The sequence below is a fragment of the Streptomyces sp. NPDC030245 genome, from assembly GCF_055572995.1.
The window spans coordinates 41,975-56,015 of sequence record NZ_JBVICF010000018.1 but is presented as its reverse complement, the minus strand read 5'-3'; the positions used below and the strand labels follow the sequence as shown (position 1 = coordinate 56,015).

The window sequence follows — 14,041 nt, the reverse complement described above, 5'->3', positions numbered from 1 at the left end:
GCGTGGGCGTCACTCGTCGCGGCTACGAGGCGTCGCGCACCGTTCCGGTGACCACCGGGCCCGGGTGCGGTTCCCAGTTCTCGTCGTAGACGTGGAGCTGGGCCTTCAGGGATTCCTCCGGTTCGCTCGTCCGGTCCTTGACGGTGGGCACGCGCACTTCGGTGCTCTTCTTGCCCGCGGGCACGACGACGAACAGGCCTTGGCCCTCCGCCATCTTGGACAGCGACCGCTCCGGGCGGGGCCGCGCGCCGAACTCGCTGTCCAGCCAGCGCGGGTCGACGTCCAGGGTGGAGAGCTCCTTGCCGCCGTCGACGGGCAGGAAGGAGAACATGCCCATCATGTCCACGTCGACGGGCTCCGAGAGCGTCATGCGCCACGTCAGCGGCTTGCCCTCGGTGACCCGGTCCTTGACGGGTTCGAGCGTGATCTTCGGCATCGGGTCGTCGTTCCGCGCTGTCACCCCGCCGTGGTGGGAGCCCACCACCGCGCCGCGTACCGCCTTGACGAAGGCGTCGTGCGCGACGTCGTAGCCGTAGCGGGTGTCGCCGCGCACCTCGACCGGCACGTCGACGCTCTCCCCGGGACGCACCGTCACCGTGCGGTGGGTGACCTGCTCCGTGCCGGGCTTGCGCACGAACAACCGGACCTTGCCGCTGCCCTGGCCCGAGACGTGCACCGGGACGCGGTAGGTGCGGACGCCGGAGTCGCCTTCGTCGACGGTCAGCCGACCGATGTCGACGCGCGGCAGCTCGGCCGGCCGCACGGCGGGAGTGCCGGGCCGCCAGCCCCAGGCGTCCATGAGCCAGGCCTTGCCCGAGCGGCTGCGCGGGGTGAGTTCAAGGGTCTTGACGTGCTTGAGGTCCAGCGCGTCCCGGGCCGCGGCCGACAGCGGTACGCGGACCTCGCGCCCCCAGTAGGAGGCGGTCCGGTCGCTGCCCGGCAGTCCGTCGACGCTGATCCGGCCGAGCTTCGCCCGGTGGCCCGACGCGTCGACGAGGGAGACGTCGAACCGGGTCCCGGTGGTGTTGGGCGGCACGATCAGGCGCAGCGCCACGTCCTTGGCGCCCGCGAGCGACACGGGGCGTGCGGGGCTCACCCGGACCGGGTCCCCGGCCCTGCTCCAGCGCATCGCCACCGCGTCGCGGCCGGGTTCCGGCGCGACCTCCCACTGGGCGAAGTGCGGTGAGCTCCCTGCCGTGCGCTCCGGCAGGCAGGCGTCGGCGTCCTCGGCGGCCACCTGGGCGCACAGGCGCCCGCCCTTGACCTTCGTCGAGGCGCCCGGCAGCAGGGCCTGCGTGCGGTGACCGCCGACGGCGTGGGTCAGCACCCGCGCGGGGTCGGCGGAGGGAGCACGCCGGCCGGAGCCGTCGAGGAGGGGCCGCACCCGGTCTTCGCCCGCGACGAACAGGCGGGCCGAGGCGGCTATGTAGGTGGCTCCGGCGGCCTGCTGCCGCTTGGCGGTGAGCCGGGTCGCGGCGTTCTTCGAGCAGACCGGGTCGGAGGTGTCGTCGGACGGGAAGTCGTCCTCGGCGGGCGCGGTCGCCTGGCCCGGAGTCCACTCGCTGTTGAAGAAGTTGTGGTTGGCGCCGACCATGTACACCGCGCTGTGCAGGGCGGCGCCCCGGCTGACGCCGCGCGTTCCGTCGACGTAAAGCTCGCCCTGGAGGTCGGACACGTCTCCGTCGCAGCCCGGCAGGATCGTCGTGGAGGGCACGTCGGGGACGGGGTTCTGGCCGAAGACGGTGGGGCCTATCAGCACATTGCCGCGGATCTTCCAGCGGACAGGACCGCGGTGGCCGTCCTGGTCGGCGGGCGGCCGCGAAAGGCTGTCCAGCGCGGCGCGGTTGACGCCCTCGCCGCCGCGGGAGTGCCCGACGAGGAGGACGCGGGACAGGTCGGCCGGCGCGACGGCGCGCACCCCGGCGGGGGCGGTGGACCGCTTCTCGGCCCACTCCGCCCAGCGGGCGAGGTGCAGCCGCACCAGCGAGGAGCGGGCCTGCGCGCCGCCGTCCTCGGCGAGGTGGTCCTGGCCGTTGATGCCGTTGGCGGCGATGGACACGGTGACGTATCCCTGGGAGGCCAGCAGCTTCTGGGCCCGCTGGTAGCCCTTGTGGCTCGGCACCGGCTTCGTGCCCGGTTTGCAGGGCCACCCCATGTCCTGCCGGTCCCCGGCGCCGTAGCAGGTGTAGTGGCGGCCGTGCAGGAACAGGGCCAGCGGCCGCTTCCCCGGGGCGTCGGCCGGGCCGATCACGTCGGCCTTCATCTCCACCGGTGCGGGGAAGCCGGGCAGCCGTACCGGATCGAGCGAGTACGTGCCGGTGACGGTGCGGTAGCGGCCCGGCTTTCCGGGGTCGACGCCGTTGGCGGGCGCGGGTGGCGCGGGGCGGAGTGTGGGGTCGGGGCCCGGCCCGCGCGACGCGGCGTCGGTCCCGGCCCGGTCCAGGCGGCGCCCGGCGGCCAGCACCTTCAGCTGCTTCGCGGGACCGATGCGCGCGCCGTTCAGCGGCAGCCGGAAGGAGCGCCTGTCCTGCGCCGCCACCGGCCGGCCGAGGAGCTTGTCCCCGGCGTAGAACTCGACTCGCGCGTCCCCCATGGGGACCGGCTCGGGCGAGGCCCACACGAGTTCCTTCCCCGCGCCCTCCCCCGCGAGCCGCCAGCCTTCCGGCAGGCCCTTCCCGTCATCTCCGGCCGAGGTGGGTGCCGGTGGCGGTCCGGGCACCGGGGGGTCGGCGGAGGGCAGGGCCTGGGCGGCGCCCGGCGACACCGCCGCGAGGGCGAGCACCGCCAATGCCGCGGTCGCCACTCGTGCGACACGTCTCAACGTGGTTCTCCTCGTCATCACACATGCCGGAACACGCCTTCGAACTCACGTGCCCCGCTTACGTCTTCGATGACGGGAATCAATGGCCACGAGTTGCCTCGTGGTGCTCACGGGGAGCAAGAGGCGGGCCCCCTGCCCCGATCCGCGCGCCCGCCTGCCAGGATGCGGTCATGCACATCTACGAAGAGCGGCTGAGCGTCCCCCGCTCCTGGTGGGGGCTGGTGGCGCTGGGTGGCGCCGGCCTCGCGGTGGCGGCCATCCCCCTCGGCGTGCTCGCCGCGGTGACAGCGGCCACGGTCGGCATCGCGGTCTCCGCCGCGCTCGTGCACATGCACGGCAGCGTCCGCATCCTGGTGACGCCCGGCTCCCTCGTCGTCGGCAAGCGGGTCATCCCCATCGAGGCGCTCGGCGCGACGGAGATCCTCGACGAGCGCGAGGCCTTCGAGTGGCGCACCGTCAGGGCGAATCCGTACGCGATGCTGCTCCTGCGGTCCTACGTCCCCACCGCACTGCGCATCGAGTTGCGCAACTCATGGGGAGGCGCGCCCTACGTCTACGTGTCGACGCGACAGCCGATGAACCTGGCCGCCGTGCTGGCGTTCTCGCGGGGCTGACCCCTCCGCGAATCCCGGGATGCGACTCCGAAAAACCATCGATTCGAAAGGTGATGGCGCCGTTCAACGATGATTTCCGGACGATACAGATCGTCTAATGCTGAACCAATTTTCTATTTCCGCAGGTCAGGCGTTGGTTTTCGGTTATACCAACACCGTTCGTCCACATGCTGGACACATCGCACGGAACCGCTCCCACCACCCCTGAGCTGCCCGAACGACCGTACGGTCACCGCTCACCGGAACGGCACATCCGGAAATCGACCATCCGGATGGCACTCACTCTCCGCACCGGCAAGACTCCTCACCGCAGTCACCAACCGCAACGATCGAAGGAGAGTCCACCATGCGTCGCACCCTCAAGGCCGTGGGAGCAGCCGCAGCGGCGGCCACCTGCGTCCTCGCCGCGACAGCAGGCACCGCGCACGCCGAGGCCCCGCAGACCAAGAGCCTCTACGCGCCGTCCGCCCTGGTGTTGACGGTCGGCCAGGGCGAAGACGCCGGTACCGCCGCGGTGGAGCGTGCCGTGACGCTCACCTGCGCGCCGCGCCCCGCGGGCACCCACCCCGCCCCGGCGGCCGCGTGCGCCGAACTCGCCGAGGTCAACGGCCGGTTCACCGAACTCTTGGCCGGCACCTCCGACGCCATCTGTACCAAGGAGTGGCAGCCGTACACGGTGACGGTCGCCGGCGTCTGGAACGGCAAGCAGGTCAACTGGTCCACCACCTTCGCCAACCGGTGTGAGATGAAGGCTGGTCTCGGAGAGGGCGTCGCACTGTCCTTCTGACGGGATCCCTGAACCACACTCAAGGGAGTCCCGGTGACCTTTCGTGGGGGAAGGCGGCCGGGACGCGGGGCGGCCCCCGGTGTCGGGTGACACCGGGGGCCGTAGTGTGTCTCCGGTCTTTCCGCTCATCGGCATCCGGCGCGCCCGCCGGCGTCGGCTCGACGTCTAGGACGTGGCGTGAGCGTGCGACGTGGCGTGAGTGCTCGCCGTCTCCCCGCCCGTGGCCAATTCGTCCAGCCTCCGCAGGACCCTGACGCGCAGCAGCTCGTACTCCTCGCGGCAGTGGCGGATCTCGGGCGGCCGGGTCACGGCGGCGGCACCGACCACGGTCTCTCCCGGCAGGAACTGATTACGAGTGAGGTCGATCTCTGTCCCGAGACCCAGCCGGTTCCACCAGTGATAGCCCGTCCGCTCGCCGTCGACGTGGACCTCGCCCAGTATCAGCTCGCCGCCCATCAGGTCGTTCAGGACGAGCGCGGTGACGCCGCACTGGTCCCGCTCGGGGTTGTCCGGCGACCACGTCTCGCCGGAGCGCGGGTCAGCGGTGTCCGCACCCCAACTGTCCCGGAGCGCCGCCTCGATGTCGGTGAGTCTCAGTGGTGTCATGTCGGCAACCCTCGCACCCGCCACTGACAATCACGCGTCGTCCCAGGTCACAGTGGGCCGCACCACGTTTCGCCCGACCGCCCCGTCGATCGCCTCGTCGTCGAGTCCGCTGGCCGCGAGCACCTCCCGCGTGTCCGCGCCCGCGGCCCGCACCTCGGTCCGGATCCGCGCCGGTGTGCGGGACAGGGAGACGGGCGAGGCGAGACCGCGGTAGTCGCCGTCCTCGACGACGAGGCCGCGGTGGCGCACCTGCGGTGAGGTCAGCGCCTCCGCGACGTCGTGCACGGGTGCTGCCGGGATGCCCCGCGCCGTGAGGAGCGCGGTGAGTTCGGCCCGCGGGCGGGCCGCGATGGCCTCCTCCAGTGCGGCGCGGAGTTCCCGCTGGTGGCGTACGCGGTCCGGGTTGGTGCGAAAGCGCGGGTCGTCGGTGAGCGCCGGGATCCCCAGGGCGTCGGCGAGCGCGGTGAACTGCCGGTCGTTGCCGACCGCGATGAACAGCGGCCCGTCGGCGGCGGCGAACGAGTCGTAGGGAGCGATGGTGGGGTGCGCTGAGCCGGTGCGGCGCAGCACGGTGCCGTCGGCAAGCCAGGACGCCGAGTGCGGATGGAGCAGGCTGACGGCGGTGTCCAGGAGGGTGCAGTCGACGAGTTGGCCGAGTCCGGAGCGGTGCCGTTCGTGGAGGGCAAGGAGGATGCCGGAGAAGGCGAGGATGCCGGTGACCTGGTCGACGACCGGGACGCCGACGCGCAGCGGCGGCCCGTCCGCCTCGCCGTTGACGCTCATCAGGCCGCCGTAGGCCTGCAACACCGCGTCGTAACCGGGTTGGCCGCCGAGCGGCCCGTCGGTGCCGAAGCCGGTGACGCGGCAGTGGACGAGAGCCGGGAAGCGGCGCCGCAACTCCTCGTCGGCGTAACCCCACTTGGCGAGGGTGCCCGCCTTGAAGTTCTCGACGAGGACGTCGGTGCCGCGCAGGAGCGTGTCGAGGATGTCGCGTCCCTCGGGCACGGAGAGGTCGACGACGATGTTCTTCTTGCCGCGGTTGAGGTTCCGGTAGTAGGCCGAGGTGTCCGGCGCGACGAACGGCGGGCCCCAGCCGCGGGTCTCGTCACCGGCCGGGGGTTCGACCTTGATGACGTCGGCGCCGTGGTCGGCGAGCAGTTGCGTGCAGTAGGGCCCGGCGAGGACCCGGGACAGGTCGAGCACCTTGAGTCCGGCGAGGGCGCCGCCGTGCGTGCCGGGGGAAAGTGTCATCAACTGCTCCCAGTTCGGTCGAGTGCGAAGGTGCGTGCGCCGATCGCGGACCGGTCGGCACAATGCACCCATGATCCCCACCGCCGTCCGCACGCCCAGAGTCGACCTCGTCCCCCTCCGCGTCGACCACGCCGACGAGATGGCCGCCGTGCTCGGCGACCCGGCGCTGCACACCTTCATCGGCGGCGCCCCCGACGGCGTCGACGCGCTGCGCGCACGCTACCGGCGCATGCTCGCCGGCTCTCCGGACCCCGGCGTCTCCTGGTGCAACTGGGTGCTGCGGCTCCGCGAGGGGGAGCGCCCGGATCTGGTCGGGACGGTGCAGGCGACCGTCGGCCCCACGGGGTGCGCGGAGATCGCCTGGGTGGTGGGGACGCCCTGGCAGGGGCGCGGCTTCGGCTCGGAGGCGGCCCGCGCTCTGGTCGACTGGCTGGCGGGGCACGGCGTGCGCACGGTCGTCGCGCACGTCCATCCCGGCCACGGGGCGTCCGCGGCCGTCGCGCGGGCCGCGGGCCTCGCCGCCACGGACGTGGTCCGGGACGGCGAGGTCCGCTGGGAGTCGGTGCTCAGGACCTGAGCTGCGCCGGTCAGTACGGCCGGTCGCCGGCGATCGCGACGCGCTCCGCGACCCGCCGGTGCGGGGCGTAGTCGTCGACGGCGTAGTGCTGCGTGGCGCGGTTGTCCCAGAAGGCGACGTCGCCCGCCTGCCAGTGGAACCGCACCTGGTACTCCGGCACATGGGCCTGCCGCACGAGGTGGGCGAGCAGCCGGTCGCTCTCCTCGCGCTCCATGCCGACGATGTGCGTGGTGAAGGAGGTGTTGACGAAGAGCGTCCGCCGCCCGGTCTCCGGGTGGGTGCGCACCACGGGGTGGGTGACGGGCGGGAACTCGTCCTGAAGCGGGGCGAGTTTCTCGGGGCCGTAGAAGCGGGCGAAGCCGGGGATGAAGTCGTGCACGGCGTGCGCCCCGTCGATGCGCGCCTTGACGGTGTCGGGAAGGTTGTCGTACGCGGCCGCCATGTCCGCCCACATCGTGTCGCCGCCGAACGGCGGCACCTCGTGCAGCTGCAACACCGCGCCGAGCGCCGGGCGTTCGCGGAAGGTGACGTCGGCGTGCCAGACGTTCTCGTACGTGGGTGTGGCGCTGCCGCCCTTGTCGAAGCGGACGACGTCGTCGGCGGAGCCGCGCGCGAGCAGCGGGTTGGTCTCCAGGTCGCCCCAGTTGCGGGCGAAGGCGCGCTGCTGCTCGGAGGTGATGCGGGCGCCGCGGAAGAACAGCACCTTCCACTCCAGCAGGGCGCGGTTCAACTCCTCGCGCAGGGCGGGTGTCAGCGGTCGCGCGAGGTCGACGCCGCGGATCTCGGCGCCGATGACACGGCCCTGGGGCACGACGTCGAAGAGTTCGTAGGGGCGTTCCTGCCAGTCGTCGGGGAGGCGGCGCAGGGTGCGGCGGCCCTCGTACATGCCGTCGGCGGGAGCGCGTGCTTCGCGCAGGGCGGCGGTCACGGGGGTCTGCGGTGCGGCGGACGGGACAGTCATGAGGCTGATCCTTCGATGCGGAATCGGGCAGGCGGGCGTGCGGAGCGGACTCCGTGCAGCTAGCGGCCCGATCGCTCGCACCCGCGCCGCCACGGGACGCCGAACGTCCTGGTGGCGGCGGTCAGGTGCTGGATCATGGTCGTCATTGTGGGACGTCGGCCCCTGCGGGTCAACCGTTCCGCTGCGGCTTGCGCAGCACTCCCCCGTATTCGTAGATCCCCTTGTTCGCGGCGGTCACGCCGAGGTAAGGCACCAGGTCGGGGTCGACCGGCGCGAGCTCCGGCTGGTCGGGGTCGGGGCGCCAGTCGACGAGGTTGACCACGCCGGGCGCCACGGGTTCGAGGCCTTCGAGCAGGACGTCGACCTCGGCGGGCGTGCGGGTCTGCCACGGCACGCCGCCACCGGCGATGTGCTCGGTCATCCGCGCGCCGCGCTCGGGGTCCTCGCAGACGACCTGCGAGAAGCTCACGAAGCTGCCGGGGGCCGCGCGGTCGATGATCGTGCGCAGGATCCGGTGCGGATCGTCGGCGTCGACGAGGTGGTGTCCCACGGAGAGGAAGAGGACGGCGACCGGCTCGTCGAAGTCGATGAGGCGCACCACGTCGGGGTGGTCCAGGATCGCGTCCTGGTCCCGCATGTCCCCCATGATGACCGTCGTGGAGGAGTCGTCGGCGAGCAGCGCGCGGCCGTGCGCGAGGACGATCGGGTCGACGTCCACGTAGACGACGCGGGCGTCGGGGGCGAAGCGCTGGGCGACCTGGTGGACGTTGTTGTCGGTGGGCAGCCCGCAGCCCATGTCGATGAACTGGCGGATGCCCTCCTCGCGCGTCAGGTGGCGTACCGCGCGGTAGAGGAACTGGCGGTTCTGCCGGCAGATGTCGACGACCTCGGGGAACGAGGGCACGGTGGAGAGGATGAACTTCCGGTCGATCTCGTAGTTGTCCTTGCCGCCCAGCATCCAGCCGTAGCCGCGGGCCGACGTGGGTACGTCGTAGGGAATGGACGGCCCGGTCACCGTCTCGGACTGGTTGTCACTCGCCACAGCGCGCTCTCCACCTCTCCCGCGGGATTCACAGAACGTGTTCCTTGTCGCGACAGTAGCCGGTGATCCACGTTCGAGTGAACGAACTCGGGAAACTTCAACCGCCTTGCGGGGCCCGGCGGTTACGGCTCTCACCGGGGTGTGCTCGCGCGATGGACCGGCCGTGCGGGCTGTGGTGTGTCTCACCCGCTCACCGCGCGGGCCGCCCCATGGCGGATGATCGGGGCAGAGAGCCATCCGCACCACCGGATCCGTACCACCCAGAGAGGACCTCCCCATGGAAGACCGCTTCGACGTCGTCGTGCTCGGAGCAGGACCCGGCGGCTACGTCGCCGCCATCCGCGCCGCCCAGCTGGGCAAGCGGGTAGCGGTCGTCGAGGAGAAGTACTGGGGCGGTGTCTGCCTCAACGTCGGCTGCATCCCGACGAAGGCCCTGCTGCGCAACGCCGAGCTGGCCCACCTCTTCACGCACGAGCAGAAGACGTACGGCATCAAGGTCGACGGGCAGGTGTCCTTCGACTACGGCGACGCGTTCAGCCGCAGCCGCACGGTCGCTGACGGCCGCGTCAAGGGCGTCCACTTCCTGATGAAGAAGAACGGCATCACGGAGTTCGACGGCCGGGGCACGTTCCTGGACGCGAACACGCTCCAGGTCGCCAAGTCCGACGGCACGACCGCCACGATCGGCTTCGACAACTGCATCATCGCCACCGGCGCCACGCCCCGCCTCCTGCCCGGCACGAGCCGCAGCGAGCGCGTGGTGACGTACGAGGAGCAGATCCTCGCCGACTCGCTGCCGCGCTCCATCGTGATCGCGGGCGCGGGCGCCATCGGCATCGAGTTCGCGTACGTCCTGCACAACTACGGCGTGAAGGTCACGATCGTCGAGTTCCTCGACCGCGTGGCGCCGCTGGAGGACGCGGACGTCTCCAAGGAGCTGGCGAAGCAGTACCGCAAGCTCGGCATCGACGTGATGACCTCGACGCGCGTCGAGTCGATCGACGAGTCCGGCGAGCAGGTCCGGGTCACGATCACCGGCAAGGACGGCAAGCAGCAGGTCCTGGAGGCGGACAAGGTCCTCCAGGCCATCGGTTTCGCGCCGAACGTGTCCGGTTTCGGCCTGGAGGCGACGGGTGTGGCGCTCACCGAGCGCGGCGCGATCGAGGTCGACGGCCGCTGCCGTACGAACGTCCCGCACATCTACGCCATCGGTGACGTCACCGCGAAGCTGATGCTCGCGCACACCGCCGAGGCCATGGGCGTCGTGGCGGCGGAGACCCTCGCGGACGCCGAGACGATGGAGCTCGACTACCCGATGATTCCGCGTGCCACGTACTCCCAGCCGCAGATCGCCAGCTTCGGCTGGACGGAGGCGCAGGCCAAGGAGAAGGGCTTCGACGTCAAGGTCGCGAAGTTCCCGTTCCAGGCCAACGGCAAGGCGCACGGCCTCGGCGACACCGTCGGCTTCGTGAAGATCATCAGCGACGCGAAGTACGGCGAGATCATCGGCGCCCACCTGATCGGCCCCGACGTCACCGAGCTGCTGCCCGAGCTGACCCTGGCCCAGCAGTGGGACCTCACCGTCCACGAGGTCGCGCGCAACGTCCACGCGCACCCGACCCTGGGCGAGGCCGTCAAGGAAGCGGTGCACGGCCTGGCCGGGCACATGATCAACTTCTGACGGGTCCACCGGTGCCCCGGGCGCCCCGCCGCGACACGAGTGACCGAAAGTGAGTCGTTCGAGTGGCGGGGCGGCCCGGTCGGGCCGATGCTGGGCGGAACACGACTGTTATGCCTCGGGGGCGAGGAGAGGCAGTAGCCGATGTTCTCTGGCCTGGGCCGATTCGTGGTGCGCCGCCCCTGGTGGATCATCCTGGCGTGGGTGGTGGCGGCCGGCGCCGTGATCTCCCTGGCGCCGAAGCTCACCTCCAGCAGCGACGAGGCGAGTTTCCTGCCCGATCACTACGAGTCCATTCGCGCCTCCGACGTGCAGGAAAAGGAATTCCCCAAGCAGCAGAACATCGGCGCGATCATCGTCTTCCAGCGCTCCGACGGCGGAAAGCTCACCCCCGCCGACTCCGCCGACGTGCGCCGCGTCGCGAAGGAGTTGCAGAGCCGGAAGATCCCCGAGGTGCAGGCGGTCGTGCCCGGCGAGGTCTCGCCCAACAAGCAGGTGCAGACGGCCGTCGTCGCGATGCCGAAGATCACCGACCCTGAGGACACCTCGCAGCAGGACGCCGTGAAGGAGCTCCGCGACGATCTGAAGCCGGAGTTGAAGGGCACGGACCTGTCGGCCGGGATCACCGGCTCGGCGGCGCAGGCCCTCGACGAGAGCGACGCGTCCGAGCGGGCGGGCCTGCTCGTCGGCGTCGGCACGATCGTGATCATCATCGTGCTGCTCCTCGTGATCTTCCGCAGCCCCATCATCGCGCTGCTGCCCGTCGTCCTCATCGGGCTGATCTCGCCGATGGCGACCGGCCTGATCGCCTCCGCGAACAAGGCCTTCGACATGAAGGCGGACTCCTCCATCCAGGAGCTCCTGACCGTCGTCCTGTTCGGCGTCGGCACGGACTACATCCTGTTCCTGCTCTTCCGTTACCGGGAGGCGCTGCGCGCGGGCGAGGACGCCAAGAGCGGCATGGTGCACGCCGTCGAGCGGGTCGGTGAGGCCATCACGTCGGCGGCGGGCGCCGTCATCGTCGCCTTCGCCGCGCTGACGCTCTCCTCGCTCGGCATGCTGCGGTCGATGGGCCCGGCCCTCGCCATCGCGGTCTTCGTGACGCTGCTCGCCGGACTCACGCTCGTCCCCGCGGTGGTGTCGCTCCTCGGTACGAAGGTGTTCTGGCCGTCGAAGTCCTGGCAGCGCGAGCCGCACGGGACGGGGTTCGCCAAGCTCGGCGCGTCCATAGCCCGCAAACCCGCCGTGTGGACGCTGGTCTCCGCGCTGTTCATGGGGGCGCTCACGCTGGGCGCGCTCGGCTACAAGGCCAACTTCGACCTGGCCGGGTCCTCGCTCCCCGAGGACAAGGAGTCGATGGTCGCCCTGGACAACCTCCAGAAGGGTTTCCCCGCGGGCACCACCGACCCGACCTCCGTGTACCTCACGTCCACGGCCGACAGGCCCGTGACGAAGCCGCAGGCCGACGCCTTCCGCGAGCGGCTCTCCGGTGTCGGGGGCGTGGGCGAGGTCGGCGCACCCCGGCTGAGTCCGGACCGCACGACCGCCTCGTATTCCGTGATCCTCGCGGACCCGCCGGCCTCCGACAAGGCGCTGGAGACCGTCAAGGACCGGCTGCGTCCCGCCGCCCACGACGACGCGCCGGCCGGCACGAAGGCCCTCGTCGGCGGTACCACCGCGGTGTACGTCGACATCAACAGGGCGGTGGACCGCGACTACTCGGTGGTCTTCCCCGTCGCGGCGCTCGCCATCATGGTGATCCTCGGTCTGCTGCTGCGGAGCCTGGTGGCGCCCTGGTACCTGATGCTGTCCGTCGCGCTGGGCTTCGGCGCGACCCTCGGCGCGACCTCCCTGCTCTTCCAACAGCTGGGCGACCAGCCCGGGTTGATGTTCATGCTGCCGGTGATCATGTACTTGTTCGTGGTCGCGCTCGGCACGGACTACAACATCCTCATGGTGTCGCGGCTGCGCGAGGAGGCACGCGAGGGCCGCGGCCCGCACGACGCCGCGGGCACGGCGGTGCGGCACTCGGGGCCGACGATCGGCTCGGCGGGCGTGATCCTCGCGGGTACGTTCGCGACGCTGATGCTCGCGGGCAACTCGACGCTCTCCCAGATGGGCTTCTCGCTCTCGTTCGGCATCCTCATCGCCGCGTTCGTCATGGCGCTGATCTTCACCCCGGCGCTGACCGCGCTCATCGGGCACGCGGCCTGGTGGCCCGGCCACGGCGACGAGAAGCGGAACGGGAGCGGCGGTTCCGCGCCGCCGGACCCGGACGAGGAGCGCCTCGGCGGCGCGACGCACAGCCGCTGAGACCGCCGGGGCGTCACGCGGACGCCTCGGCCCGTACAACCCCCGTCAGCAGCCCGCTCAGCGCCACGCACACCACGCCCGCGCCGACGGCGAGGGACACCCGGGCGACCCCGAATCCGGCGGCCCCCGCGGTGACGGCGGCGGCCCCCAGCGGGCCGAGCGAGTAGTGCGTCGTCCAGAACGCCGCCGTGACCCGCCCCAAAAGATGACCGGGTGTCACCTCCTGGCGCAGGGACATGGAGCAGATCCCGGCGACGCCGGTGGCGAGCAGCATGCCCGCCGACAGCGCGCCGATCACCGGCACGCTGTCGGTCAGTCCGAGACAGCCGACGGCGACTCCGCCCAACGCGGTGGCGCCGACCCAACTCGGCCCGAAACCGAGGCCTTTGCGCACCCGGGTGACCACGAAGGAGGCGAGAAAGGTGCCGACGGTGCCCGCGCTGAGCACATAGCCCACCGTGTCGTCCCCGTGCCCGAGGTCCTTCTTGACGCGGAAGATGATGACGTCGGTCATGCCGTGCGTGAGGAAGATGACCAGGGACAGCAGCACGGTCAGCGGGCGCAGGACGGGGTGTGCCCACAGGAAGCGGACACCGGCCAGGAACTCCCCGCGCACGCCTCCGCTTTCGGCGTCGGGGGGCGGGACCGGCCGCAGCCGGACGAGCAGGAGCCCGGCGGCGGACACGGCGAAGGTGGCGGCGTCGATCCCGATGGCGGCGACGGGACCGGCCACCGCCGCGACGAAGCCCGCGAGGGTGGGCCCGCCGACCGTCGCCACGGCGTAGGAGCCGAAGAGGTGGGCGTTGGCCCGGGTGATCTGGTCCGGTTCGACGATGGCGGGCACCACGGTCACGTACGTCACCTGGAAGAGCATCGCGAAGCCGCCGGTGAGCGGGACGACCGTGTAGATCAACCACATCGGCGTCGCGAAGAGCCAGACCAGCGGGATCAGCGCGTACAGCAGGCAGCGCGCCACGTCGGAGAGCATCAGGAGCCGCCGCCGGTCGAACCGGTCGGCGACCACACCGGCGAAGAGGCCGGTGACGATCGACGCCACGCCCGTCGCGCCGGTGACCAGGCCCATCTGGACGACCGAGCCGGTGCTGTGCAGCACGAGCAGCGGTATCGCCACGAACGAGAACGAGTCGCCGAGGGCGGAGAAGGTCTGGATGAGGAGGAAGACGCGGTAGTTGCGGTTCCGCCACAGCGATACCCCGGTGTCAGTGGCCACTGCCCTGCCCTCCGTCGATCCGGACGCGCACGTTAGTGCAAGTTGCCATTTCGCGGAAAGTGTGAGCACAGCCCGAGGCGCTCCGCGCCCTCATTGCTCACAGCTCGAACGAAAATGCAAGCGAAATCGATAAAGCCCGCAAAAGTCGGTGGCCTAGGAA

General features: G+C 71.1%; 11 protein-coding genes. 5 read left to right on the top strand and 6 right to left on the bottom strand.

Features of this window, described 5'->3' with window-relative positions; all coding sequences use genetic code 11:
* Window positions 1-22 precede the first annotated feature (22 nt).
* Window positions 23-2,821 carry an alpha/beta hydrolase gene (locus ACZ4Z4_RS36190; protein ID WP_468337359.1) on the bottom strand — a complete coding sequence of 933 codons (2,799 nt, stop codon included), beginning with the start codon at window positions 2,819-2,821 and terminating at the stop codon, window positions 23-25.
* Between the two features lie 170 nt (window positions 2,822-2,991).
* Between ACZ4Z4_RS36190 and ACZ4Z4_RS36185 the strand changes: the two genes are divergently transcribed.
* Both ACZ4Z4_RS36185 and ACZ4Z4_RS36180 read left to right on the top strand, forming a co-directional pair.
* Window positions 2,992-3,435 carry a DUF3093 domain-containing protein gene (locus ACZ4Z4_RS36185; RefSeq protein WP_468337356.1) on the top strand — a complete coding sequence of 148 codons (444 nt, stop codon included), beginning with the start codon at window positions 2,992-2,994 and terminating at the stop codon, window positions 3,433-3,435.
* Window positions 3,436-3,781: 346 nt separating this feature from the next.
* Window positions 3,782-4,222: an SSI family serine proteinase inhibitor gene (locus ACZ4Z4_RS36180; RefSeq protein ID WP_468337353.1), complete on the top strand. Its 441-nt coding sequence runs from the start codon at window positions 3,782-3,784 to the stop codon at window positions 4,220-4,222.
* Between the two features lie 165 nt (window positions 4,223-4,387).
* Here ACZ4Z4_RS36180 and ACZ4Z4_RS36175 read toward each other — a convergent pair whose 3' ends face one another.
* Together ACZ4Z4_RS36175 and ACZ4Z4_RS36170 are read right to left on the bottom strand one after the other, a co-directional pair.
* Window positions 4,388-4,828: a YunG family protein gene (locus ACZ4Z4_RS36175; RefSeq protein WP_468337350.1), complete on the bottom strand. Its 441-nt coding sequence runs from the start codon at window positions 4,826-4,828 to the stop codon at window positions 4,388-4,390.
* Between the two features lie 30 nt (window positions 4,829-4,858).
* Complete coding sequence (locus ACZ4Z4_RS36170) at window positions 4,859-6,079, bottom strand: CaiB/BaiF CoA transferase family protein (protein WP_468337347.1); 1,221 nt, start codon at window positions 6,077-6,079, stop codon at window positions 4,859-4,861.
* 70 nt (window positions 6,080-6,149) lie between these two features.
* Here ACZ4Z4_RS36170 and ACZ4Z4_RS36165 point away from each other — a divergent pair, with 70 nt between their 5' ends.
* Window positions 6,150-6,656, top strand: coding sequence for a GNAT family N-acetyltransferase (locus tag ACZ4Z4_RS36165; RefSeq protein ID WP_468337344.1), 507 nt, complete (start codon window positions 6,150-6,152; stop codon window positions 6,654-6,656).
* Window positions 6,657-6,666: 10 nt separating this feature from the next.
* On the opposite strand, the gene ACZ4Z4_RS36160 is transcribed toward ACZ4Z4_RS36165, so the two are convergent.
* Window positions 6,667-7,617, bottom strand: coding sequence for a TauD/TfdA dioxygenase family protein (locus ACZ4Z4_RS36160; RefSeq protein ID WP_468337341.1), 951 nt, complete (start codon window positions 7,615-7,617; stop codon window positions 6,667-6,669).
* 169 nt (window positions 7,618-7,786) lie between these two features.
* Window positions 7,787-8,659: an SAM-dependent methyltransferase gene (locus tag ACZ4Z4_RS36155; RefSeq protein WP_468337339.1), complete on the bottom strand. Its 873-nt coding sequence runs from the start codon at window positions 8,657-8,659 to the stop codon at window positions 7,787-7,789.
* Between the two features lie 277 nt (window positions 8,660-8,936).
* Between ACZ4Z4_RS36155 and lpdA the strand changes: the two genes are divergently transcribed.
* Together lpdA and ACZ4Z4_RS36145 are read left to right on the top strand one after the other, a co-directional pair.
* The gene (gene lpdA / locus ACZ4Z4_RS36150) at window positions 8,937-10,340 is read left to right on the top strand and encodes a dihydrolipoyl dehydrogenase (protein ID WP_468337337.1); all 1,404 of its coding nucleotides are present in this window, start codon (window positions 8,937-8,939) and stop codon (window positions 10,338-10,340) included.
* Between the two features lie 141 nt (window positions 10,341-10,481).
* The gene (locus ACZ4Z4_RS36145) at window positions 10,482-12,650 is read left to right on the top strand and encodes an MMPL family transporter (protein WP_468337335.1); all 2,169 of its coding nucleotides are present in this window, start codon (window positions 10,482-10,484) and stop codon (window positions 12,648-12,650) included.
* Between the two features lie 13 nt (window positions 12,651-12,663).
* Here the strand turns inward: ACZ4Z4_RS36145 and ACZ4Z4_RS36140 are convergent, their stop codons facing one another.
* The gene (locus tag ACZ4Z4_RS36140) at window positions 12,664-13,881 is read right to left on the bottom strand and encodes an MFS transporter (RefSeq protein ID WP_468337331.1); all 1,218 of its coding nucleotides are present in this window, start codon (window positions 13,879-13,881) and stop codon (window positions 12,664-12,666) included.
* Between the last annotated feature and the right edge of the window lie 160 nt (window positions 13,882-14,041).